The 21,236-nt window shown below is 65.4% G+C and carries 22 protein-coding genes; 11 read left to right on the top strand and 11 right to left on the bottom strand.

Annotated elements, in window-relative coordinates:
• Positions 1-208 precede the first annotated feature (208 nt).
• Positions 209-1,147, top strand: coding sequence for a LysR family transcriptional regulator (locus DTW89_RS10625; protein WP_114655936.1), 939 nt, complete (start codon positions 209-211; stop codon positions 1,145-1,147).
• Positions 1,148-1,153: 6 nt separating this feature from the next.
• On the opposite strand, the gene DTW89_RS10630 is transcribed toward DTW89_RS10625, so the two are convergent.
• From DTW89_RS10630 to DTW89_RS10670, 9 genes are all read right to left on the bottom strand, one after another.
• The gene (locus tag DTW89_RS10630) at positions 1,154-1,651 is read right to left on the bottom strand and encodes a YbhB/YbcL family Raf kinase inhibitor-like protein (RefSeq protein WP_024812913.1); all 498 of its coding nucleotides are present in this window, start codon (positions 1,649-1,651) and stop codon (positions 1,154-1,156) included.
• Positions 1,652-1,748: 97 nt separating this feature from the next.
• A complete protein-coding gene (locus tag DTW89_RS10635) occupies positions 1,749-2,762 on the bottom strand; it encodes an ABC transporter ATP-binding protein (protein ID WP_024812914.1) in 1,014 nt (337 codons plus the stop codon).
• A complete protein-coding gene (locus tag DTW89_RS10640) occupies positions 2,759-3,730 on the bottom strand; it encodes an ABC transporter ATP-binding protein (protein ID WP_114655923.1) in 972 nt (323 codons plus the stop codon). Before DTW89_RS10640 ends, DTW89_RS10635 begins: the two co-directional genes overlap by 4 nt.
• A gap of 113 nt (positions 3,731-3,843) precedes the next feature.
• A complete protein-coding gene (locus tag DTW89_RS10645; protein WP_024812916.1) occupies positions 3,844-4,755 on the bottom strand; it encodes an ABC transporter permease in 912 nt (303 codons plus the stop codon).
• An 85-nt stretch (positions 4,756-4,840) separates the two neighbouring features.
• Positions 4,841-6,418, bottom strand: a complete 1,578-nt coding sequence (locus tag DTW89_RS10650) for an ABC transporter substrate-binding protein (RefSeq protein WP_114655924.1) — start codon at positions 6,416-6,418, stop codon at positions 4,841-4,843.
• Positions 6,419-6,485: 67 nt separating this feature from the next.
• Positions 6,486-7,703, bottom strand: coding sequence for a M20 aminoacylase family protein (locus DTW89_RS10655; protein WP_114655925.1), 1,218 nt, complete (start codon positions 7,701-7,703; stop codon positions 6,486-6,488).
• On the bottom strand, positions 7,703-8,683 hold the full coding sequence (locus DTW89_RS10660; RefSeq protein ID WP_114655926.1) for an ABC transporter permease: 981 nt from the start codon (positions 8,681-8,683) through the stop codon (positions 7,703-7,705). Before DTW89_RS10660 ends, DTW89_RS10655 begins: the two co-directional genes overlap by 1 nt.
• Before the next feature lie 342 nt (positions 8,684-9,025).
• Complete coding sequence (locus DTW89_RS10665; RefSeq protein ID WP_114655927.1) at positions 9,026-10,246, bottom strand: porin; 1,221 nt, start codon at positions 10,244-10,246, stop codon at positions 9,026-9,028.
• A 351-nt stretch (positions 10,247-10,597) separates the two neighbouring features.
• Entirely contained in the window at positions 10,598-11,632 is a 1,035-nt protein-coding gene (locus tag DTW89_RS10670; RefSeq protein WP_114655928.1) for a porin, read from the bottom strand.
• Positions 11,633-12,116: 484 nt separating this feature from the next.
• Between DTW89_RS10670 and coq7 the strand changes: the two genes are divergently transcribed.
• On the top strand, positions 12,117-12,734 hold the full coding sequence (gene coq7, locus DTW89_RS10675) for a 2-polyprenyl-3-methyl-6-methoxy-1,4-benzoquinone monooxygenase (protein WP_114655929.1): 618 nt from the start codon (positions 12,117-12,119) through the stop codon (positions 12,732-12,734).
• A 167-nt stretch (positions 12,735-12,901) separates the two neighbouring features.
• Here coq7 and DTW89_RS10680 read toward each other — a convergent pair whose 3' ends face one another.
• Positions 12,902-13,351, bottom strand: coding sequence for an OsmC family protein (locus DTW89_RS10680; RefSeq protein WP_111867178.1), 450 nt, complete (start codon positions 13,349-13,351; stop codon positions 12,902-12,904).
• A 345-nt stretch (positions 13,352-13,696) separates the two neighbouring features.
• On the opposite strand from DTW89_RS10680, the gene ilvA reads away from it, so the two are divergent.
• From ilvA to DTW89_RS10695, 3 genes are all read left to right on the top strand, one after another.
• A complete protein-coding gene (gene ilvA, locus DTW89_RS10685; RefSeq protein WP_114655930.1) occupies positions 13,697-15,256 on the top strand; it encodes a threonine ammonia-lyase, biosynthetic in 1,560 nt (519 codons plus the stop codon).
• An 83-nt stretch (positions 15,257-15,339) separates the two neighbouring features.
• On the top strand, positions 15,340-16,146 hold the full coding sequence (locus DTW89_RS10690) for an adenosylcobinamide-GDP ribazoletransferase (protein ID WP_114655931.1): 807 nt from the start codon (positions 15,340-15,342) through the stop codon (positions 16,144-16,146).
• Positions 16,143-16,733 (top strand): histidine phosphatase family protein, encoded by a 591-nt coding sequence (locus tag DTW89_RS10695; protein WP_114655932.1) that lies wholly within the window; start codon positions 16,143-16,145, stop codon positions 16,731-16,733. Before DTW89_RS10690 ends, DTW89_RS10695 begins: the two co-directional genes overlap by 4 nt.
• Positions 16,734-16,758: 25 nt before the next feature.
• Here DTW89_RS10695 and DTW89_RS10700 read toward each other — a convergent pair whose 3' ends face one another.
• Positions 16,759-17,211, bottom strand: a complete 453-nt coding sequence (locus tag DTW89_RS10700; protein ID WP_114655933.1) for a type II secretion system protein N — start codon at positions 17,209-17,211, stop codon at positions 16,759-16,761.
• A gap of 71 nt (positions 17,212-17,282) precedes the next feature.
• Between DTW89_RS10700 and gspG the strand changes: the two genes are divergently transcribed.
• From gspG to gspL, 6 genes are all read left to right on the top strand, one after another.
• The gene (gspG, locus tag DTW89_RS10705; protein ID WP_201740990.1) at positions 17,283-17,723 is read left to right on the top strand and encodes a type II secretion system major pseudopilin GspG; all 441 of its coding nucleotides are present in this window, start codon (positions 17,283-17,285) and stop codon (positions 17,721-17,723) included.
• 28 nt (positions 17,724-17,751) lie between these two features.
• Entirely contained in the window at positions 17,752-18,294 is a 543-nt protein-coding gene (locus DTW89_RS10710; protein ID WP_201740989.1) for a prepilin-type N-terminal cleavage/methylation domain-containing protein, read from the top strand.
• Positions 18,294-18,662 (top strand): type II secretion system minor pseudopilin GspI, encoded by a 369-nt coding sequence (gene gspI, locus DTW89_RS10715; RefSeq protein ID WP_114655935.1) that lies wholly within the window; start codon positions 18,294-18,296, stop codon positions 18,660-18,662. Before DTW89_RS10710 ends, gspI begins: the two co-directional genes overlap by 1 nt.
• Before the next feature lie 169 nt (positions 18,663-18,831).
• Positions 18,832-19,542, top strand: a complete 711-nt coding sequence (locus DTW89_RS10720) for a PulJ/GspJ family protein (RefSeq protein WP_236637107.1) — start codon at positions 18,832-18,834, stop codon at positions 19,540-19,542.
• Positions 19,539-20,552, top strand: a complete 1,014-nt coding sequence (gene gspK, locus DTW89_RS10725; RefSeq protein WP_161555635.1) for a type II secretion system minor pseudopilin GspK — start codon at positions 19,539-19,541, stop codon at positions 20,550-20,552. The genes DTW89_RS10720 and gspK overlap by 4 nt, the downstream gene beginning before the upstream one ends.
• 71 nt (positions 20,553-20,623) lie before the next feature.
• The coding region (gspL, locus tag DTW89_RS10730) for a type II secretion system protein GspL (RefSeq protein WP_236637104.1) at positions 20,624-21,236 on the top strand (613 nt) is incomplete at its 3' end.

Below are 21,236 nucleotides of genomic sequence, written 5' to 3' on the forward strand. Positions count from 1 at the left end.
ATTGTTGATGCGGCAAACAATCTTGACAATTACATTAATGATTGACAGACTGTCAAAAATTCTTTGACGCTTGCTACTGCTCGCTGCCGAATCCAGAGCGCCGTTTTTTGTAAAGGCAAGGCACAGGCCGCGCTGGCGCACCACCAGCCGCGCCACCACAGTGCACGGTTTTCAGAACGCAAGCACGTTCCTGGAGAAACAGAAAGACATGGAACTTACCTCCCTCACCGTGCTGGTGGACATCCTGGACGCTGGCAACCTGAGCCAGGCCGCGCGCAACCTCAAGATGACGCGCGCCAACGTGAGTTACCACCTCAATCAGCTCGAAAAATCGGTGGGTGTGCAGCTGGTGCGCCGCACCACGCGCCGCGTTGAACCCACCGAGGTGGGCCTGCGCCTGTATGCCCATGGCCGCGCCATCCAGAACGAAATGCTGGCCGCGCGCGAAACCATCACCACGCTGGGCCAGGGCCTGCAGGGCCGCGTGGGCCTGAGCGTGCCCAGCGGCTACGGGCAGATGGTGATGTCAGACTGGCTGATCGACTTCAAGCACCTGTACCCGGGCATCGTGCTCGATGTGCGCTTTGAAAACCGGGTGGACGACCTGATCCGCGACGAAGTGGACATTGCCATCCGCGTCATGCCCGAGCCGCCGCCCACACTGGTAGCACGCGACATGGGCGCGGTGCGCTACACCGCCTGCGCCTCGCGCGGCTACGCCCAGGCGCACGGACTGCCCACGGCGCTGGAGGCGCTGCGCACCGCGCCGGTCATTACATCGGGCGTGGTGGGCAAGCAGCTGCGCCTGCGCGGCTACCGGGGCGGTGAGCGCCACGAAGTGATGCTGGAGCCCACGCTGATTTCAGAGCACTTTCCGTTTCTGCGCCAGGGCATCCTGGCCGGGCTGGGCGTGGGGCTGGTGCCCGACTACGTGGTGCAGGACGCCGTGGCCAGCGGCGAGGTGCTGACCACGCTGGACGACTGGCGCCTGAGCATTTTTGGCACGCAGATGTTCATGCTCTACATGCCCGACCGCCACCAGACGCGGGCGGTGCGCACCTGCATCGAGTATTTGCTGGGCCGTGCCCTGCCCGGCGCCGAGCTGCCCGCCACTCACCCGCCAGCGTCCGCCCTGCCAGCCCCCTGAAGGCGCTCAGGGCCGGCCGTAGGTGGCCGTGAAGCTGGCCTTGGCCAGCGTGTGGGCGTTGACCATGAAGCCCGCCAGTGCGGCGGTGGCGTCGTCGGGAATGTCGAGCCGGGGCACGCTGAGCGCATGCACGGTGAACACATAGCGGTGCGGCTTGTCGCCCGGCGGGGGGCACACGCCGCCCCAGGCAAAAGCGCCGTAGTCGTTGCGGATCTGGCGCGCACCCGCAGGCAAACCGGCACCGCCCTGGGCGCCCGCGTTGGGCACCAGCTGCGCGGTGGTCGCCGGCAAGTCCACCACAAACCAGTGCCACCAGCCCGAGCCGGTGGGCGCGTCGGGGTCGTACACGGTGACGGCAAAGCTTTGCGTGCCCACGGGCGCGCCGCTCCACTGCAGGATGGGCGACTGGTTCTGGCCCGAACAGCCAAAGCCGTCAAACTCGAAATGCGGCGGCACGGTGCCGCCGCTGGGGATGTCGGGACTGGAGAGGGTGAATACGGTCATCGTGCAACTCCTGGGTTGAAGACAGTCGTTTATACAAAAAAGGCCTCTAGCGCTTTACCAGCAAGCGCCAACAGCTACTATTTAAATAGCATCTCATCTAGATTCGGCCTTCCTCCACCGCGTGGCAGGCGATGCGGATGCCGCGCAGCGTGAGCAGCTGGGGCCGCTCGGTGCGGCAGCGCTCGTTGACGTGCGGGCAGCGCGGGTTGAAGGCGCAGCCCGGCGGCGGGTTGAGCGGGTTGGGCACCTCGCCCTGCACGGGGGTGCGCGCCTTGCCGGTGTCGTGCATCTTGGGGATGGCGTCGAGCAGCATGACCGTATAGGGGTGGCGCGGCGTGTCAAACAGCGTGTGCTTGTCGGCAAGCTCCACCAGGCGGCCCAGGTACATCACGCCGACTTGGTCGCTCACATGGCGCACCACGGCCAGGTTGTGGCTGATGAACAGGTAGGTGAGGTGCCGCTGGCGCTGCAGGTCCTTCATGATGTTGAGGACCTGCGCCTGCACCGACACATCGAGCGCGCTGGTCGGCTCGTCGCACACCAAAAACTCGGGTTCGGTGGCCAGGGCGCGGGCAATCGAGATGCGCTGGCGCTGCCCGCCCGAGAACTGGTGCGGGTACTTGACCATGTCCAGGGGCGACAGGCCCACCGATTGCAGCAACTCGCCCACGCGCTCTTTCAGCTGCGCCTTGTCAGTGATGAGGCCGTGCTCCTTGAGCGGCTCGCCCACGATGTCTTCCACCAGCCAGCGCGGATTGAGGCTGGCGTACGGGTCCTGAAAAATCATCTGGATGCGCCGGCGCATGGCCTTGGCGTTGCTGCCCTTGAAGGCCGCGTGTGCATCCTGTCCGTCAAAGGTGAGGCCGCCGCGCGTGGGCTCGTACAGGCCCACCAGCAGGCGCGCCACGGTGCTTTTGCCGCAGCCCGACTCACCCACCAGGGCCAGCGTCTTGCCCTTTTCGATGTCGAAGCTCACGCCATCGACGGCATGCAGCAGCGTGCGCGGCTTGCCTTCGAGCACGCGGTTGAGCCAGGGGGCCGAGACATCGAAGGTTTTCGCCAGGTCGTGCGCCTGCACCAGGGGCGTGCTGGCCGGTGTGGTTGCGCTCATGCTGCCACCTCTGGGGCGTGCAGCCAGCAGGCCGCGCGGGTGGCGCCTGCCTCCAGCAGTTCGGGGCGCTCGGTGGTGCAGCGGTCAAAGCGGCGCGGGCAGCGCGGGTTGAAGGCGCAGCCCGGGGGAATGGCGTTCAGGCGGGGCATGGCTCCGTCAATCTGGTTCAGGCGCTCGCGGTCTTGCGCCATGTCGGGGATCGAGGCCATGAGGCCCGCGGTGTAGGGGTGCGCGGGGTGGTTGATGACCTCGTGCACCGGGCCGATCTCGACCACGCGCCCGGCATACAACACCGCCACGCGGTCGCAGGTTTCGGCAATCACGCCCATGTCGTGGGTGATCAGCATCACGGCTGCGCCGCGCGATTTGCAGATGGATTTGAGCAGCGTGATGATCTGCGCCTGGATCGACACATCGAGTGCCGTGGTGGGCTCGTCGGCCACGATGAGTTGCGGCTCGGCCGCCAGCGCCAGGGCAATCACCACCCGCTGGCGCATACCGCCCGAGAACTGGTGGGGGTAATGGTCCACGCGCTGCTCGGCCGCCGGGATGCCGGTGTCCTGCAGCAGCGCAATGGCGCGCCGCCGGGCCTCTGCCGCATTCACTGGCAGGTGCGCCTGGATGGTTTCGGTGAGCTGCCGACCCACGGTGTACAGCGGGTTCAGCGAGGTGAGCGGGTCCTGAAAAATCGCACCGATGCGCCGCCCCCGGATGTGGCGCATGTGCGCGTCGCTGAGGTTGTCGATGCGCTCGCCTTCCAGCAAGATCTGGCCCGAGGCCACGCGCCCCGGCGATTCCAGCAGGCCGATGATGGCGGCGCCCGTGAGCGACTTGCCCGCACCCGACTCGCCCACCACGCCCAGGATTTCGCCGGGGGCGATGGAAAACGAAATGTGATCCAGGGCACGCAGCGTGCCGCGCCGACCCGGGAATTCGACAACGAGGTTTTTGACTTCTAGAAGGGACATGTCAGCGATTCATTGCAAGGGCACGGCCCGGACCAGCAGACGCCGTGGAACCGGCTTTGCCGGGCCACTGGGGGCGTCCCCCTGGGGGGATGGCGCGAAGCGACTCAGGGGGGTCATCTCAATCTCGGGTTGAGCGCATCGCGCAGCCAGTCGCCCAGCAGGTTCACCGACAGTGCAATCAACACCAGCATGAGCCCCGGGAACACCGTAATCCACCACTCGCCCGAGAACAGGTAATCGTTGCCCACGCGGATCAGCGTGCCCAGCGAGGGCGATGTGGGCGGCGCCCCCACGCCCAGAAACGACAGCGTGGCCTCGGTGATGATGGCCGTGGCCACCTGGATGGTGGCCAGCACCATCACCGGGCCCATCACATTGGGCAGCACATGCTTGCGCATGATGCGCAGGGGGGCCACGCCGGTCACGCGCGCGGCCTGCACATATTCCTTGTTGCGCTCGACCAGGGTAGAGCCGCGCACCGTGCGCGCATATTGCACCCAGCCGGTCAGCGAGATCGAAAAAATCAGCACGCCAAAGGCCAGCGATTCGTGGGCATTGGGAAACAGCGCGCGGCCCACCCCCGCGATCAGCAGGGCCACCAAAATGGCCGGAAACGACAGCATCACGTCGCACAGGCGCATCAGCACTGCATCAATCCAGCCACCCCGGAAACCGGCCAGCAACCCCAGCGCCACGCCCACCACCACCGACAGCAGCACCGACGCCAGCCCCACCACCAGCGAGATGCGGGCGCCGTAGATTACGGCCGAGAGAATGTCGCGCCCCTGGTCATCAGTGCCCAGCAGGTATTTGCTCGAACCCTCGGCAATCCATGCCGGCGGCAAGCGCGCATCACTGAGCTCCAGCGTGGACAAATCGAACGGGTTGTGCGGCGCCACCCAGCCCGCAAACAGCGAGCAGAACACGCACACCACGGCAATCGCTGCCGCCAGCATGGCCATGGGCGATGTGCGAAAGCTGTAGCCAACATCGCTGTCAAACCAGCGCGCAAGGGTTTTTTTCATCGGAGGAAACAATAAACAGGCAGCAAGGCCCGGCGCGCCGTGCGGCCTTGCCTTGCAGCCCATTGGGAGGGTGGCGGGAGGCAGATCAGTTCTTGCTCATCCACTTGAAGGGCATGTAGTTGTCTGCCAGTTGCACCAGCTTGACGTTTTTGCCCACGCCCCAGGCCAGGGCCTGCTGGTGCAGGGGCAGGTGCCCCACGTCGGCCGAATGCAGGTCAAACGCCTCTTTGATCATGGCGTTGCGCTTGGCTTTGTCGGTCTCGGCCTGGATTTTCTTGGTCAGCTCGTCCACCTTGGGGTTGCAATAGGCGCCCAGGTTGAACTGGCCCGCGCCCTTGTCGTCTACACAGGCCATCAGGGCATTGAGGGCGTTGTGCGCGTCGTAGGTGGAAGGCGTCCAGCCCAGCATGTAAAAGCTGGTGTCGCGGCGCAAGATCTTGGGGAAATAGGTGCCCTTGGTCTCGGCCTGCAGATTGATCTTGACGTTGATGCGCGACAGGTTGGCCGCCACCGCCTGGCAGATGCGGCCATCGTTCACATAGCGGTCGTTGGGGCAGTTCATGGACACCTCAAAACCACTGGCGTAGCCTGCTTCGGCCATGAGCTTCTTGGCGGCTTCCACGTCATACGGCAGGCGCTTGGCGTCGGGGTGGAAGCCGTTGATGCCCGGGCCCACCATCAGCGCCGAGGGGTTCGAGGCACCGCGCATCACCGTTTTCTTGATGCCGTCGATGTCGATGGCCTGGTAGAAGGCCTGGCGCACGCGCTTGTCCTTGAACGGGTTCTTGCCCTTCACGCTCGAATACAGCAGCTCGTCGCGCTTTTGGTCCATGCCCAGAAAGATGGTGCGCAGCTCGGGGCCGGTGATGGCGCGGGTTTTGGCGCCGTTGTTCACGCGCTCGATGTCCTGCACCGGCACGGGCTCCATCACATCCACCTCGCCCGACAGCAGGGCCGCCACGCGGGTGGCGTCGTTGCCGATGGGCGTGAAGATGACCTCGGCCGCATTGCCCTCGATCTTGCCCCAGTAGGTGCCATTGCGCGTGAACACCGTGCGCACGTTGGGCTGGCGCTCGCGCAGGCGAAACGGCCCGGTGCCGTTGGCACGGAACGACGCGGCATTCTCTATGCCCTTGCGGCGGTCAACCGGCGCGAGGGCCTGGTTGGCCTCGCACCACTTCTTGCTCATGATGCCCACTTGCGAGATCACGTCCGGAAGAATGGGGAAAGGCGTCTTGGTCTCGATCTCCACCAGAAAATCGTTGATCTTGCGCACTTCCTTGAAGTCGTTGGTGTAGCTCTTCATGTCAGAGCCATCGACCTGGGTGCGCGCAAAGCTGAACAGCACATCGTCGGCCGTGAACGGGGTTCCATCATGGAATTGCACCCCCTTGCGCAGCTCAAACTGCCACACGGTGGGCGCGGTTTGCTTCCATGCCGTGGCCAGCGCGGGCGCCAGGCTCAGGTCCTTGTTGCGCCCCACCAGCGGCTCGTACACATTGCCCGTCGTGCTCAGCTGCAGCGACTCGTTGAGCGAGTGGGGGTCCATGGAAAGCGCATCACCCTGATTGGCCACCCGGATCGTTTGCGCGTTTGCTACCAAAGTAGTAGCTACTAGCGCTTGCAGTACAAGGGCCAAGGCGGTTTTTTGCTTTAATTTCATGCAAATATCCTGGAGGATGGCGGAAACAAGAAATCAGTGGACAAGACGGCACGCGGGAGGCAGTCCGTCAGGGCGTCGGCAAGGGCATGGCCTGCTCGATCAGGCTGGCGTGCAGTGCCGACCCCAGGGGCAGAACCTCGTCATTGAAGTCGTAGCGGCTGTTGTGCAGCGCGCTGCCACTGGCGCCCGTGCCCTGCCCCAACCGCAGGTAGGCGCCGGGCCTGGTCTGCAGCATGAACGCAAAGTCTTCCGCACCCATGCTGGGCTCCAGGTCGCGCACCACATGGTCGGCACCGACCAGCGACGCGGCCACGTCGGCGGCAAAAACGGCCTCGCTCTCGGTGTTGATGGTGGCGGGGTACATGCGCTCGTAATGCAGCGTGGCCGTGGCGCCAAACCCCAGGGCAATGGCGCTGCAAAGCTCTTTGAGGCGCTGCTCCACCATCTCCTGCACCGCCGGATCGAAGGTGCGCACCGTGCCCACCAGCGTGGCGGTGCCCGGCAACACGCTGAAAGCGCCCAGGTCGCCCGCCTGGATGGCGCACAGGCTGACCACCGCGCTTTCAATGGGCCGCACGTTGCGCGCAACAATGCTCTGCGCCGCAGTAATGATGTGCGCGGCCACCAGCACCACGTCCACCGTCTGGTAGGCGTGCGCGCCGTGGCCGCCGCGCCCGGTGATCTCGATGGTGATGCGGTCGGCCGCCGCCATCATGGGCCCCGTGTTGATGCCCACGGTGCCCGGCTTCATGGCCGGCCAGTTGTGCATGGCAAAAACAGATTGCACCGGAAACCGGTCGAACAAGCCGTCTTCCATCATCACGCGGGCGCCGGCAAAGCCCTCTTCGCCGGGCTGGAAGATCAGCACGGCGGTGCCGTCAAAGTTGCGGGTTTCGGCCAGGTAGCGGGCGGCGCCCACCAGCATGGCGGTGTGGCCATCATGGCCGCAGCCATGCATGAGCCCCGGCTTGCACGATTTCCAGGAAAAATCGTTGTGCTCGGTAATGGGCAGCGCGTCCATATCGGCCCGCAGGCCCACCATGGCGCCGCTTGACTGGCCACGGCCGCGCACCACCGCCACCAGGCCCGTGCGCCCGATGCCTTCGTGAATTTCGTCCACACCGCACAACTGCAGGGCTTCCTTCACGCGCCGGGCGGTGTACACCTCTTCAAAACCCAGCTCGGGGTGGGCGTGCAGGTCGCGCCGCAGCGCAGTCAGTTCGGGGTGGAATTGCGCAATGTGGGCAAAGGCCCGCCCGCCTGCTTTCCATCGTGGATTGAGCATCAGTGCCCTCCCGCATGGCCCACCCGCAGGCGCGGATCGACCACAAAATACAGCAGATCCACCACCAGGTTGATCACCACAAAAATCAGCGCAATCAGGCACAGATAGGCCGCCATCACCGGAATGTCGGCAAACGTCACCGCCTGGATGAACAACAGCCCCATGCCCGGCCACTGGAACACCGTCTCGGTGATGATGGCAAAGGCGATCAGCCCGCCCAGTTGCAGCCCGGTGATCGTCATCACGGGCACCAGCGTGTTTTTGAGCGCATGGCCAAAATGGATGGCCCGGTTGGACAGGCCCCGGGCACGGGCAAACTTGATGTAGTCGGTGCGCAGCACCTCCAGCATCTCGGCGCGCACCAGGCGCATGATGAGCGTGAGCTGAAAAATCGCCAGCGTGACGGCCGGCAGCGTGATGTGGTGCCAGCCTTTGGCCGTGAGCAAGCCCGAAGTCCACCACCCGAGCTGCACCACCTCACCGCGGCCAAAGCTGGGAAACCAGCCCAGCACCACGGCAAACACCAAAATGAGCAGAATGCCGATCAAAAACGTGGGCAGCGACACGCCCAGCAGCGACAAGGTCATGAACGCCTGGCTGATGAAGGTGCCGCGCTTGAGCGCCGCATACACCCCCATGGGCACTCCGACCAGCAGGGCCAGCGCTGCGGCCACCAGGGCCAGCTCCAGGGTGGCCGGAAACCGCTCGGCCATCAAGCGGGACACCTTGGCGCCCTGGCGCAGGCTCAGCCCAAACTCACCCTGCGCGGCATTCACCAGAAAGTGCCAGAACTGCACAAAAAAGGGTTTGTCGAGCCCCAGATCGGCGCGCAGGCTGCGAATCTGCTCGGGGGTGGCATCCTGCCCCAGCAAAAACACCACCGGATCACCCACATACTGGAACAGCATGAAGGCAATAAAGGCCACCGTGACCATCACCATGACCGCCTGAATCAGGCGCCGCAAAATAAAGGCAAGCATCAGAAAAGCAAAGAATGATGGGCCATGCTAACAGGGAAGTTTGCGACGATGACCCATGGTTTTCGAGCGCACGACGCCGAAGATGTCCGTGCCGCTCAGCCCTCCCATTCAGGAAAGGTGCCAACCGCTTCTACCCCGCGGGCACCTGAAAAAAGAACTCTCTCGCGCCCTTGCGGGTTGGGATGGGTTTTTGGGTATTTCTTGGGTTTTTCTTGAGGTGTCCTGGAAATTGGGGTCGTTCTGAGAAAGAAAAAAACCGGATCACTATCGCTAGCGACCCGGTTTTCCCTTGGAAACCTGCGCCACTCTGTTGCCAGAGCAGCGCTTTTCCCCCACCAGTGATTAGAAGCGGTGACGAATACCAGCGGTGATACCGGTACGGCTGCGAGCGCCGCTGGCGGTGTCGAGCACGAGCGCAGTGCCGCCGCTGATGCTGGTGTGGTCTACGCCAAAGTAGGCGTCGGTGCGCTTGCTGAAAGCGTAGTCCGCCACGGCGACATAGAAGTTGACGTTGCCATTGGACGTGCCGTTGACCGAGCCTGATTGCTTGCCGCGGAAGTAATGCGCACCCAGGTTCAGTTGAGGCGTCAGCTGGTAGCCCACGCCCACCTTGAACAGTTGGCGCTTGTCGGCATCACCCGGCTGGAAGCCGCCATTGGTCTGGCCAGCCCAGAACTGGCCCAGGATCGCCCTGTCAACGGTGTTACGGAAACCCTGGATGGTGCTAGTGACCGTCTCGTATTTCGCCTTGTTCAGGGCATAGCCGGTGTTCAAGTACCAGGGGCCGGTGCGATACGAACCGCCCAGGGTCCAGGCATCGACATCGGTGCCGCCAGGCAGCGTCGTGCGCATGTAACCCCCACCCAATGCGAAGCCGTTGGCGGAGTAGCGCAGGTAGCCACCCGCAGTCTTCCACGCGCCGCCATTGAGCGTGCTCGCCACATAGGCAGGCACCTGCGCTGCAGAAGCAGGCAGCCCCGCTTCCAATGCCTTGGTGTCGTTATTTTCATCAAACGAGTATTGCAGCGAACCCACGAAACTGCGGTCCGGCGTTGCGAAGGTGTACTTCAGCATATTGCTGGTACGCGCACCCATGGCCATGCCCAGCTCAGGCTTGTAGGCCTCCATGTACGGAGAATAGGGGAATGAAGCGTAGGTGCTGGTCACGACGTCGAACAGCACGTTCCACTGGCGCCCGGCGGTCAGGCGACCATAGGGGCCCTGCAGGCCCACATGGGCGAGCTGGAAAAACGGCGCATTGGCGGCGGGTGTGCCTGAATCGGCGTCAAAACGGTTTTCCAGGGTCACCAAGGCCTTGGAACCACCGCCCAGATCTTCATCCACGTTGATACCCCAGCGGCTTTGCGACATGCCGCCACCAATCATCTTCGACAGGCCATCTTTGCCGGCACCTTCGTTATTGGTGTGGCGATAGGCCATGTCCACAATGCCCCACAGCTGCACGCTGCTCGTCGGTGCGCTGGCGGTCTGTGCGCAAGCAAAGCTTGAAGCCAAGGCAACGGCTCCGAAGGCGAACAACTTCGTGATATCGGTTTTTTTCATAGATCGGGTCTCTTTCCGTGGTTGGTTGGGTGCCGGTCCAGTTTAGTAAAGGCACGCTCGTGCGTAAGCGTTTGTTGCATATCGCTTACACAGGCTTTCCCTAATAGAACGACCGTTCACTTACTAAAAACCACCGCGCCATCACGACTTTCCAGGGCACAAACACCCGCCCTCCAGCCGCAACCTTTTGCAGAAAAGCCTGGCCCAAGAAAGCCCTGCCAGCGGTCAAACCGAATGGCGACAAGACCGCGCATTGTTCAAAAAGAGGTGCCAAATGCGAAAAAGCCACCCGTCTTGCGACGGGTGGCTTCAGGTCACGTCTGAAAATGCTGGCCCAAGGCCAGCATGTCATCAGAAGGAGTGACGGATACCGACTTGCACGCCGGTCTGGTTTTCGTCAGCGCCAGGACCGGAAGTGTTCACGCCCTTAGCAGCCAGGCCCAGGTTGGAACGGTCCTTGTTCTGCAGGTAAGCCACGGTGCCGTACACAGCAGTGCGCTTGGACAGGTTGTGGACATAGCCCAGGCTGAACTGGTGAGCCTTGGAGTCGATGGCCTTCTGGTCGTACAGAGCGTATTGCAGCTTCACTTCGCCAGCGCCCACGGGAGCCGACACGCCCAGGGCGTATGCGTTCACCTTGCGCTCTGCAGCGGCAGGAACGTCATCCTTGGTCTGTTGCAGGATGGCGATGGCCTTGGCAACGCCAAAGTTGTAAGAACCACCCAGCGTGACCTTATCGCGCTCAACGCCAGCATTCAGGTTAGCCCGGTCGTAAGACAGAGCAACGCTCAGAGGACCATTGTCATAGGCCACATTGCCGCCGATGTAACGGCCAGCCTTGCCCGTGGTTTGCTCGTCAAAACCGTAGCTGATGCCGCCGGTGAAGCCGCTGAAGTTGGGGGTGTAATAGCTGATCAGGTTGCTTTTGCGGTGACCGTTGGCATCGGTGGTCGCGTCGCCCCATGCGCTCCAGCCCATGAACTGGCCGATACCGGTGTTTTGGCCGAACAGATCGTAGCTGCGGGTCTTGCTGTAGCCGGCAACTTGGTCACGACCCAGGCGAACTTCACCGAAACCGCCCATCAGGCTCAGGGTGGAGCGGCGCTGGAAATTCAGGCCAGAGGAATTGCCGTTGTCACCGAAGATTTCGCCTTCCAGGTGGAAACCAGCCTTCAGGCCGCCACCGAGGTCTTCCACGCCGCGGAAGCCCAGACGGCTCGTTGCGTTGCCGCCGGTACCCAGGCCATAGACGCTATCGCCAGCTGCGTTGGCGTTGTCGACATAGCCAACGTTGGTATCAACGATACCGAACAGGGTCACGGAAGATTGGGCCATTGCGGCGCCGGAAGCAGCCAGCACAGCCAGGGCAATCAGGGATTTTTTCATTGCGAGTTACTCCAAGGTTAAACATGGGCACCGGTTCGGAGGTCTATAGCGCAGCATCTGCGCAGTCCTACCGGCTCCCCGGGCCAACCTCCTGGTGGGGAAGTTGCGGTTATTTCACCAGACGGGGCGCGGTTGCGCAAAGGAAATCGGCACGCAGGGTCAATTTCGTTGCGGCGCTGCAACATTGCAACCACACACCCATGCAGGCCTGCGGACGATGACACCGGCTTGGCGGCCCCAGTGCAGACAACAATGCCGCGCTACGCGGGGCATCTCGTGTCAACACGGCTGAATTTGCGGCAAATTACCTTGAAACTAGCTTTCTTGTCTGTAACAAGTTCCGTTCTCCTTCCAACCTTCGCACAATGCACCCATGGGGAAGTCGCAACATTCCTTCCATTTGCCACAATGCAGAACAACGCGGCAGGTTTATGCATGCATCTTCCGTGCCAAACCGAGCCAATCCTTCCAGAGAAAATCAGCCATGGACTCATTACTTTGCGCCGCAGACACCGCGCTGCGCACCCTGTTTGCAAAACCCCACGCCATGGAGGCATCTCCGGCGGCGCCCTTTGCCGAGACAGCGCTCGACCCGGCCCAAAAGCGCCTGTCCGGCGCACTGATGCGGGTGAACCATGTGGGCGAGGTCTGCGCGCAAGCCCTTTACACGGCGCAGGCCGCCGTCACGCGTGACGCCCAATTGCGCCGCCACCTGCTAGAAGCAGCCCGCGAGGAAACCGACCACCTGGCCTGGACGCAGCAGCGGCTGGACGCCCTGGGCGCCCGGCCCAGCCTGCTCAACCCGCTGTGGTTTGCGGGCGCGTTTGCACTGGGCGTGGTGGCCGCCAAGGTGAGCGACCGCGTGAGCCTGGGTTTTGTGGTGGAGACCGAAAACCAGGTGGCACAGCACCTGCAGGGCCACCTGGCAAGACTTCCGGCAGACGACCTGGCCTCGCGCGCAGTGGTCAGCCGCATGAAAGACGACGAAGAGCGCCACGCAGCCAGCGCACGCGATGCCGGCGCCATGGCCCTGCCCGCGCCCGCCCGCGTGATGATGAAAATGGCCGCCAAGGTGATGACCACCACGGCGCATTACGTGTGACCGTTTGAGGGTTACGGGTTACGGGTTACGGGTTACGGGTTACGGGTTACGGGTTGCGGGTTGCGGGTTGCGGGTTGCGCCAACAATGCGCATGCCGCAGGGGCCAATGCACCATGCTGGGGAAGGCCGCCGCAGCCGCCCCGAAGAATCTATGAATCGCTGCGGCGTCAGGCCTCGACGATTTCAAACCCGGTGGTGATATGCGCCGTTTTGCCCAGCATGATGCTGGCCGAGCAGTATTTTTCGTGGCTCATGGCAATGGCGCGCTCTACCACGGCGGGCGCAAGGCCCTTGCCCGTCACGGTGAACTGCATGTGGATGGCGGTGAACACCTTGGGGTCTACCTCGGCCCGTTGCGACGTGAGCTTGACGCTGCAGCCACGCACGTCGTGGCGCCCACGCTTGAGGATCAACACCACGTCGTAGGCGGTGCAACCGCCCGTGCCGGCCAGCAGGGTTTCCATGGGCCGGGGGGCGAGGTTTAGGCCGCCGTTGGCGGGGTTGACGGCATCGGGTGCGCCGTCCATCGCCAGGATATGGCCGCTACCGGTTTCGGCCACAAACCCCATTCCCGACCGCGTTCCGGCGCCGCCGGTCCAGCTGACTGTGCATTCCATGTCTTTCGCTCCTTGTTGATGCGTGGTTTTTTCACAAAATGGGCGGTGAATTTTGCTGCATTGCAACACCGATTGCGCTAAGATAGCGCCATGCGTTGCCCTTTTTTCAAGAAAGGGTTGGTGTCCAGAAGATCACCAACAGCCGCAACGCACCGATTGTCTCCTCCATCTCCTCAAAGGATGGATTCAGCCCTGGGCCTTACCGCCTGGGGCTTTTTTTTGCCTGCGCCGCGCTGCCGGTGCGGCCCGCAAGGCCCGAACGACGCCTGCGCGCCGGGCGGCCCGGCGTTGCGCCTATGATGATTGCCCCGCCACCCCGCTGCGGCGGCGCACCTTCTGCCACACATGACCCAGCATCTCACCCCCTCCGATTACCTGAAAAAGATCCTGACCGCCCGCGTCTATGACGTGGCGATCGAGTCGGCCCTGGAGCCCGCCAAAAACCTCAGCCGCCGCCTGCACAACAAGGTGCTTTTGAAGCGCGAGGACCAGCAACCCGTGTTCAGCTTCAAGCTGCGCGGCGCCTACAACAAAATGGCCCACCTCTCGCCCGAGCAGTTGCAAAAAGGGGTGATCTGCGCCTCGGCCGGCAACCACGCGCAGGGCGTGGCCATGAGCGCACGCAAGCTGGGCACGCGCGCGGTGGTGGTGATGCCCACCACCACGCCCCAGCTCAAGATCGACGCCGTGCAGGCGCTGGGCGGCGAGGTGGTGCTGGCGGGCGACAGCTATACCGATGCCTACGATCACTCCGTGCGGCTGCAGCAGGAGCAGGGTCTGACCTTTGTGCACCCCTTTGACGACCCCGACGTGATCGCCGGCCAGGGCACGATTGCCATGGAAATCCTGAGCCAGCTGCAAAAACTGGGCAGCAACCAGCTGGATGCCGTGTTCGTGGCGATTGGCGGCGGTGGCCTGGTGGCGGGCGTGGCCAACTACATCAAGGCCGTGCGGCCCGAGATCAAGGTGATTGGCGTGCAGATGAACGACTCGGACGCGATGATCCAGTCAATCAACGCGCACGAGCGCGTCACGCTGGCCGACGTGGGCCTGTTCTCCGACGGCACCGCCGTCAAGCTGGTGGGCGAGGAAACCTTTCGCGTGGCGCAGGGCCTGGTGGATGACTACATCACCGTGGACACTGACGCCGTCTGCGCCGCCATCAAGGACGTGTTTGTCGACACGCGCAGCATCGTCGAGCCCGCTGGGGCCCTTGCCGTGGCGGCCATCAAGCAATATGTCGCCAAAAACAAGACCAAGGGCGAGACCTACGCGGCCATTTTGTGCGGCGCCAACATGAACTTCGACCGCCTGCGCTTCGTGGCCGAGCGCGCCGAGGTGGGCGAGGAGCGCGAGGCGTTGCTGGCGGTGACCATTCCCGAAGAACGCGGCAGCTTCCGGCGCTTTTGCGAGGTGGTGGGCGGCCTGCCCGGCGGCCCGCGCAATGTGACCGAGTTCAACTACCGCATCAGCGACGCCACGCGCGCCCATGTGTTCGTGGGCCTGACCACGCACGGCAAGGGCGAATCGGAAAAAATCACCAGGAACTTCGAGCGCCACGGCTTCGAGTCGCTCGACCTGACGCACGACGAACTGGCCAAGGAACACCTGCGCCACCTGGTGGGCGGCCATTCGGCACTGGCGCAAGACGAGCGCCTGCTGCGCTTTGTGTTCCCCGAGCGGCCCGGTGCGCTGCTCAAGTTTCTGAGCCTGATGCAGCCTACCTGGAACATCAGCCTGTTCCACTACCGCAACCAGGGCGCCGACTATGGCCGCATCCTGGTGGGGCTGCAGGTGCCGCCCGAAGACAAGGCGGCGTTTGACGCCTTCCTGGCCACGCTGGGCTACCCCTGCGTGGAAGAAACGCTGAACCCGGCCTACCGGCTCTTTTTGCGCTCCAAGTGACCGGAATATGGGTCCAATTGGCCGCTAGCGCTTATCCACCAAGCGCTGGCAGCTATCAAATCTGATACAGCCCCAGCCTGCCCATGCAAGCCCTGCGCCACTACCTGCTGGCCGTGCAGTTTTTTACCCGCATTCCCGTCACCGGGCGGCTGGCCGGCTGGGTGGGCTACAGCCCGGCCATGCTGCGCGCCAGTGCCGCGCATTTTCCGGGCATTGGCTGGCTGGCGGCGGCACTGGCGGCGGGCGTTTATGCCGCGCTGCACGGGGCCCTGGCGCCCAACCCGCTGGCCCCGGCGGTGGCGGCGGTGTTCTGCACCATCGCCACGGTGCTGATGACTGGCGGCTTCCACGAGGACGGCCTGGCCGATGTGGCCGACGGCCTGGGCGGCAGCCACGAGCGCGAGCGGGCGCTCGACATCATGAAAGACTCGCGCATCGGCGCCTTTGGTGCCATGGCGCTGGTGCTGGCCTTGCTGGCCAAGCTGTGCCTGCTGGCGCTGCTGGGCGCGCACAGCCTGCAAACCGCACTCGCCGCCTTGGTAGGTGGCCATGTGCTGTCGCGCCTGTGGCCGCTGCTCATCGTGCGCAGCCTGCCGCATGTGGGCGACACGGCCCGGTCCAAAAGCAAGCCGCTGGCCGACCAGATCACCGGCGCGGCGCTGGCCGCTGCATTTATATGGTGTTTGATGCCTCTAGCGCTTGTCTGGCAAGCGCAGTCAGCTCTGTTTTTAATAGCGTCCGCAAGCGGCAGCGGCCTGGCCGCCGCCTGGATGGGGCGCTGGTTTGCGCGGCGCCTGCAGGGCTTTACCGGCGACTGCCTGGGCGCCACGCAGCAGGTCAGCGAAATCGGCTTTTACCTGGGCGCGGCGCTGGCCCTGCGCTGGGCATGAGCCCACCGCCTGCCGTGCGGCCCCGCGCCCGTCTTTGGCTGGTGCGCCACGCCCAGCCTGTGGTGGCCGCTGGCACCTGCTATGGCGCCCTGGATGTGCCCGCCGATGCAGCTGCCACGCAGGTGGCCGCACAGCGCTTGGCGCAGGCGTTGCCCGCAGGCGCTGCGGCACAGTATTCAACGCTACAAAGATGTGAGCTACTCGCGCTTGCTACACAAGCGCTACAGCCCAATTTGACCATTCATCCCGATACTCGCCTGCGCGAGATGAATTTTGGTGCCTGGGAGGGCCACGATTGGGACAGCATTGGCCAAAGCGCCATCGACGCCTGGACCGCCGACTTTGCGTTGCACCGCCCCGGCGGCGGCGACAACCTGGCCACCCTGCTGACCCGCGTGGCCGCCGCCCTGAGCGACGCACGCCAGCAGGCGCAGGACGGCAACGATGTGGTGTGGTTCACCCATGGGGGCGTGGCGCGCTGCGTGGCCTGGTTGCTGGCCCATGGAGAAGGGCCCATGCCCAGGGCCGACGAATGGCCCCTGGCGGCCCCGGCGTGGGGCGAATGGGAAATTCACCACCTGACGTAACGCCCTGCACCGGCGCACCCCGGTGTCAGTTTTTGGCGGGCATGTCCAGCGTCAGCGTGGCGGGGCCATCCACGCTGGCACCCAGCCGGGCCTGGCGCGGGTCGAGCGACTGCAGCACCAGCCCTTCATCCACCACGGCGCCCACGCGAAATGGTTTGGCCGGTTGGCCATCCACCGCGATCAGCGCCGCACCGCCCCCGCTGCTGCGGCCCGCCAGCACCCCGATCAGGGCGAACCGGCTGGTCAGCGATGCCGCCGGCGCCCGGGCAGCGGCCGCACCAGCAGCCGGCACCCCCAGCAAGCGGGCCATGGCCTGGGCATCGGGGGCCACAGCGGCCGGGGCAACAACCGGCACCGTCAGCCCCGCGGGCCGTGCCGACAGGCGCAACCCCCAATAGACCACGCTGGCGCCCGCCAGGGCCCAGAGAGCCAGTGTCCCCAGACGCACGCCCCATTTGCTGTATGAATTGGTCATCATCGGGGGATTATGATTCACGCGATCCGACCCTCCCGAGACTGGCTGACGTGAACACCTCCACCCTTTTCCTCTTGCGCAGCGCCCGCCGCCGCCTGACCACGCATGCGTCGCGGGGCTTCACCCTGATCGAGCTGATGGTGGTGCTGGTCATCATCGGCGTGCTGGCCGCGCTGATCGTGCCCAACGTGCTCGACCGCGCCGACGACGCACGCAGCACCGCCGCGCGCACCGACGTCACCAACGTGATGCAGGCCCTCAAGCTGTACCGCCTGGACAACCAGCGCTACCCCACGGCCGAGCAGGGCCTGCAGGCGCTGGTCGTCAAACCCACGGCCGGCCCCGTGCCCGGCAACTGGAAGCCCTACCTCGAAAAGCTGCCCAACGACCCCTGGGGCCGGCCTTACCAGTACCTGAACCCCGGCATCAAGGGCGAGATCGACGTGATGTCGTTTGGCGCCGACGGGCAGTCGGGCGGCGAAGGCAAGGATGCGGATATCGGCAGCTGGCAATAGAGATTTCTGTTCAGAGCATCCCCAGCGCATGAAATTGGCACTGCCCCACGCCAGCGGACGCCGCGCAAGGGCCGCCCCGCCGCGCTGGCGTCGTCTCCCCTCCCGCGAAGCGAGAGAGGGGGGAAGCCGCGCAGCGGCTCAGGGGGGTGTCGCTGCCTCACGCGGATTCACGCTGCTGGAGCTGCTGGTCGTCATCAGCATCATGGCGCTGGCTACGGCGGGCGTGAGTCTGGCGATGCGCGACAGTGGGCAAACCCAGCTGGAGCGCGAAGCGGCGCGGCTGGCGGCCCTGCTGGAATCGGGCCGGGCCCAGTCGCGCGGCACGGGGGTGCCTGTGCGCTGGCGCGCCGATGCGCGGGGTTTCCGCTTTGAAGGCCTGCCCGCCAGCACGCTGCCCACCCAATGGCTCGATGCCGGCACCAGCGTGCGCGGCCCCGCCATCCTGCAGCTGGGGCCCGAGCCGCTGATCGGCCCGCAGCAGGTGCTGCTGGTCAACCAGGCCTACCCTGAGCGCATGCTGCGCGTGGTCACCGACGGGGTGCGGCCGTTCACGGTGGAGCCGCTGCCGTGATGCCCATGGCGCGCGCGCCCGAGCGCGGCTTCACACTGGTCGAGGTGCTGGTGGCACTGGGCATCGTGGCCATCGCCCTCATGGCGGGCCTGCAGGCCACCACCGCACTGACGCGCAATGCGCAGCGCCAATCAGACATCGTGCTGGCCCAGCTGTGTGCCGAGAACGAGCTGGTCAAGGCCCGCCTTTCACGCCAGATGCCAGGGGTGGGCGACAGCACCGAGCCCTGCGAGCAGTCGGGGCGCCGCTTTGACGTAGCCGTGATCGTGCGGCCCACGCCCAACCCGAGTTTTCGGCGCGTGGATGCCCAGGTGCTGGATGGAGACATCTCGGTGCTGCGCCTGTCCACTATCGTGGGGCGGTATTGATATGGCCCCCACGCTCCCGCACTGCGTGTCGTCGCTGCCCCCCAAGGGGGCCCAGCCCGCCTTCGGGCGGCCGGGCGACGGGCTGATGGCCCCCACGCTCCCGCACTGCGTGTCGTCGCTGCCCCCCAAGGGGGCCCAGCCCGCCTTCGGGCGGCCGGGCGACGGGCTGATGGCCCCCACGCTCCCGCACTGCGTGTCGTTGGGGCTTTCCCCGCGCAAATCAGGTCGCGCTCGCGGGGTGCGGGGCTTCACCCTGATCGAGCTGCTGGTGGGCATTTCCATCATGGCGCTGATGGCGGTTCTGGGGTGGCGCGGGCTGGACGGGATGGCGCGGGCGCAGGAAACCACCCGCCAGCGGGCCGACGAATTGCTGCTGGTGCAGGCTGCGCTGGGACAGTGGGGCGCCGATCTGGATGCCCTGCTGGCCGTGCCCAACACCACGCCCCTGGACTGGGATGGCCAGGTGCTGCGCATGACGCGGCGCAGCAGCGCCGTGCCCGATGAAGGCGCTTTGGTGGTGGCCTGGACCCGGCGCGATGTGCAAGGCGCGGGCCACTGGCTGCGCTGGCAATCTGCCCCCGTGCGCACCCGCGCCGACTGGCAACAGGCGTGGCAGCAGGCCGCCCTGTGGGCCCGCAACCCCGGCGAAGCCGAGCGGCGCCGCGAAGTGGTGCTGCTGCCGCTGGACAACTGGCAGCTCTTTTATTACCGCGGGGGCGCCTGGTCGAACCCGCAGTCGAGTGGCGACGCCACGCCCGGCAACGCCGCCGCGCTGCCCGATGGCGTGCGCCTGCAGATCAGCATCAGCCCGGGCCAGGCCCTGGCCGGGCAGGTCACGCGCGACTGGGTGAACCCCTTGCTGGGCGGCGGCAAGTCATGACACACGGCACCCGCCCTGCGCAGCCCAACGCCGCCCGCGCCCGCGTCCACCAGCGCGGCGCGGCCTTGCTGGCGGCCATGCTGACGGTGACGCTGGTGGCCACCTTTGCCGCTGCCGCCCTGTGGCAGCAGTGGCGCGCGGTCGAGGTAGAGACAGCCGAGCGCGCCCGGCTGCAGTCGGCCTGGATTCTGGTGGGGGCCCTCGATTGGTCGCGCCTGATCCTGCGCGAGGACGCCATCACCGGCGGTGCCGACCACCTGGCCGAGCCCTGGGCCGTGCCACTGCAAGAGGCGCGCCTGTCCACCTTTCTCGCAGCAGACCGCAACGTGGCCCAGGTGGACGATGCCAGCACCGACACCACCGATGCCTTTTTGTCGGGCCAGATCACCGACATGCAGGCCCGGCTGAACCTGACCAACCTGATGGAGGGCGACAAGGTCAACGCTGGCGCCTTGCGCCAGTTCTCCCGCCTGTTCGAGCGGCTGGGCCTGCCCCCGCAGCAACTGGACCAGCTGGTGCAGGCCCTGCGCGAGGCCAAGGCCAGCAAGGGTGCCGACAGCAGCGCGCCCCTGGCGCCGCCCAGCATGGCCCAACTGGGCTGGCTGGGCCTGCCCCCGACCACCGTGAACGTGCTGGCCCCCCATGTCACGCTGCTGCCGGTGCGCACCCCCGTGAACCTGAACACCGCCGATGTGGATGTGCTGTGGGCCGCCATCGACGGGCTGGACACGGCGAGCGCGCAAAAGATCGTGCAGGCCCGGCAGGCGCGCCATTTCCGGGGGCTGACCGATGTCACCAACCAGCTGGGCGCCAACATTGCGCTGAACACCGACGACCACGCCATTGCCTCGCGCTACTTCGAGGTGCGCGGGCGGTTGCGCCTGGGAGCCACCATGGTGGACGAGCGCTCGCTGGTGTCGCGCCAGGGCACCATCATCACGACCTTGTGGCGCGAACGCGGCGCATTTGACCGTGCCCCCTTGACCGCAGCGCCCGAGTCGGGCCGATGAGAACGCGGTCACTCTCTGAGCGCCTCCGTACTGTCAAGTCTGCAGCCTAGAATGGCGCGCAAAACCCGTCCATGAGCACCCTGATCCTTTTCCTGCCTCAGGCCCCTTGCGGGCCCACGACCGCCTTCAGCTACACGCTGACCGCCGACGGCCATACCGAACTTCGCCATGCCAGTGCCCCGGCGGCGCTGCTGCCCGAGCCCGCCCGGCCGGGTGGCGAGGTGGTGGCCGTGGTGCCGGCGCGGGCGCTTTCCTGGCAGCGCGTGCAATTGCCCCAGGGCGTGCCGCTGGGGGCAGGCCAGCAAACGCCGCGCCTGCGCTCGGTGCTGGAGGGTTTGCTGGAAGACCAGCTGCTCGACGACCCCGCCCAGCTGCACTTTGCCCTGGAACCGGGCGCCCGCGCCGGCGAACCCGTGTGGGTAGCCGTGTGCGACCGCGCCTGGCTGCGCGAAGCCTTGCAGGTGCTGGAGGCCGCCGGCCGCCGCGTCTCGCGCGTGGTGCCCGAATTTGCGCCGGGCCCCACCGCCAGCGGCGGGCCCGAGCTGTTTGCGCTGGGCACGCCCGAAGAAGCCCACCTGGTGCTGTGTGGCCACGGCCCCGACCAGGGCGTGGCCGTGCTGCCCCTGTCATCGGTGGCGCTGGGCATGATCAGCCCGGCCACCCGCCCCACAGACACCGAAGCCT

Source organism: Acidovorax sp. BoFeN1 (genome assembly GCF_003345135.1).
GTDB classification, from domain to species: domain Bacteria; phylum Pseudomonadota; class Gammaproteobacteria; order Burkholderiales; family Burkholderiaceae_C; genus Acidovorax; species Acidovorax defluvii.

Bases quoted from the DNA above. Each gene is read 5' to 3' on its own strand.
- DTW89_RS10655 (WP_114655925.1), bottom strand. From the start codon at position 7,703: ATGCTCAATCCACGATGGAAAGCAGGCGGGCGGGCCTTTGCCCACATT.
- DTW89_RS10710 (WP_201740989.1), top strand. From the start codon at position 17,752: ATGAAATTGGCACTGCCCCACGCCAGCGGACGCCGCGCAAGGGCCGCC.
- coq7 (WP_114655929.1), top strand. From the start codon at position 12,117: ATGGACTCATTACTTTGCGCCGCAGACACCGCGCTGCGCACCCTGTTT.
- gspI (WP_114655935.1), top strand. From the start codon at position 18,294: ATGCCCATGGCGCGCGCGCCCGAGCGCGGCTTCACACTGGTCGAGGTG.
- DTW89_RS10625 (WP_114655936.1), top strand. From the start codon at position 209: ATGGAACTTACCTCCCTCACCGTGCTGGTGGACATCCTGGACGCTGGC.
- gspK (WP_161555635.1), top strand. From the start codon at position 19,539: ATGACACACGGCACCCGCCCTGCGCAGCCCAACGCCGCCCGCGCCCGC.
- DTW89_RS10680 (WP_111867178.1), bottom strand. From the start codon at position 13,351: ATGGAATGCACAGTCAGCTGGACCGGCGGCGCCGGAACGCGGTCGGGA.
- ilvA (WP_114655930.1), top strand. From the start codon at position 13,697: ATGACCCAGCATCTCACCCCCTCCGATTACCTGAAAAAGATCCTGACC.
- DTW89_RS10670 (WP_114655928.1), bottom strand. From the start codon at position 11,632: ATGAAAAAATCCCTGATTGCCCTGGCTGTGCTGGCTGCTTCCGGCGCC.
- DTW89_RS10720 (WP_236637107.1), top strand. From the start codon at position 18,832: ATGGCCCCCACGCTCCCGCACTGCGTGTCGTTGGGGCTTTCCCCGCGC.
- DTW89_RS10635 (WP_024812914.1), bottom strand. From the start codon at position 2,762: ATGAGCGCAACCACACCGGCCAGCACGCCCCTGGTGCAGGCGCACGAC.
- DTW89_RS10690 (WP_114655931.1), top strand. From the start codon at position 15,340: ATGCAAGCCCTGCGCCACTACCTGCTGGCCGTGCAGTTTTTTACCCGC.
- DTW89_RS10700 (WP_114655933.1), bottom strand. From the start codon at position 17,211: ATGATGACCAATTCATACAGCAAATGGGGCGTGCGTCTGGGGACACTG.
- DTW89_RS10645 (WP_024812916.1), bottom strand. From the start codon at position 4,755: ATGAAAAAAACCCTTGCGCGCTGGTTTGACAGCGATGTTGGCTACAGC.
- DTW89_RS10630 (WP_024812913.1), bottom strand. From the start codon at position 1,651: ATGACCGTATTCACCCTCTCCAGTCCCGACATCCCCAGCGGCGGCACC.
- DTW89_RS10640 (WP_114655923.1), bottom strand. From the start codon at position 3,730: ATGTCCCTTCTAGAAGTCAAAAACCTCGTTGTCGAATTCCCGGGTCGG.
- DTW89_RS10650 (WP_114655924.1), bottom strand. From the start codon at position 6,418: ATGAAATTAAAGCAAAAAACCGCCTTGGCCCTTGTACTGCAAGCGCTA.
- DTW89_RS10665 (WP_114655927.1), bottom strand. From the start codon at position 10,246: ATGAAAAAAACCGATATCACGAAGTTGTTCGCCTTCGGAGCCGTTGCC.
- DTW89_RS10660 (WP_114655926.1), bottom strand. From the start codon at position 8,683: ATGCTTGCCTTTATTTTGCGGCGCCTGATTCAGGCGGTCATGGTGATG.
- DTW89_RS10695 (WP_114655932.1), top strand. From the start codon at position 16,143: ATGAGCCCACCGCCTGCCGTGCGGCCCCGCGCCCGTCTTTGGCTGGTG.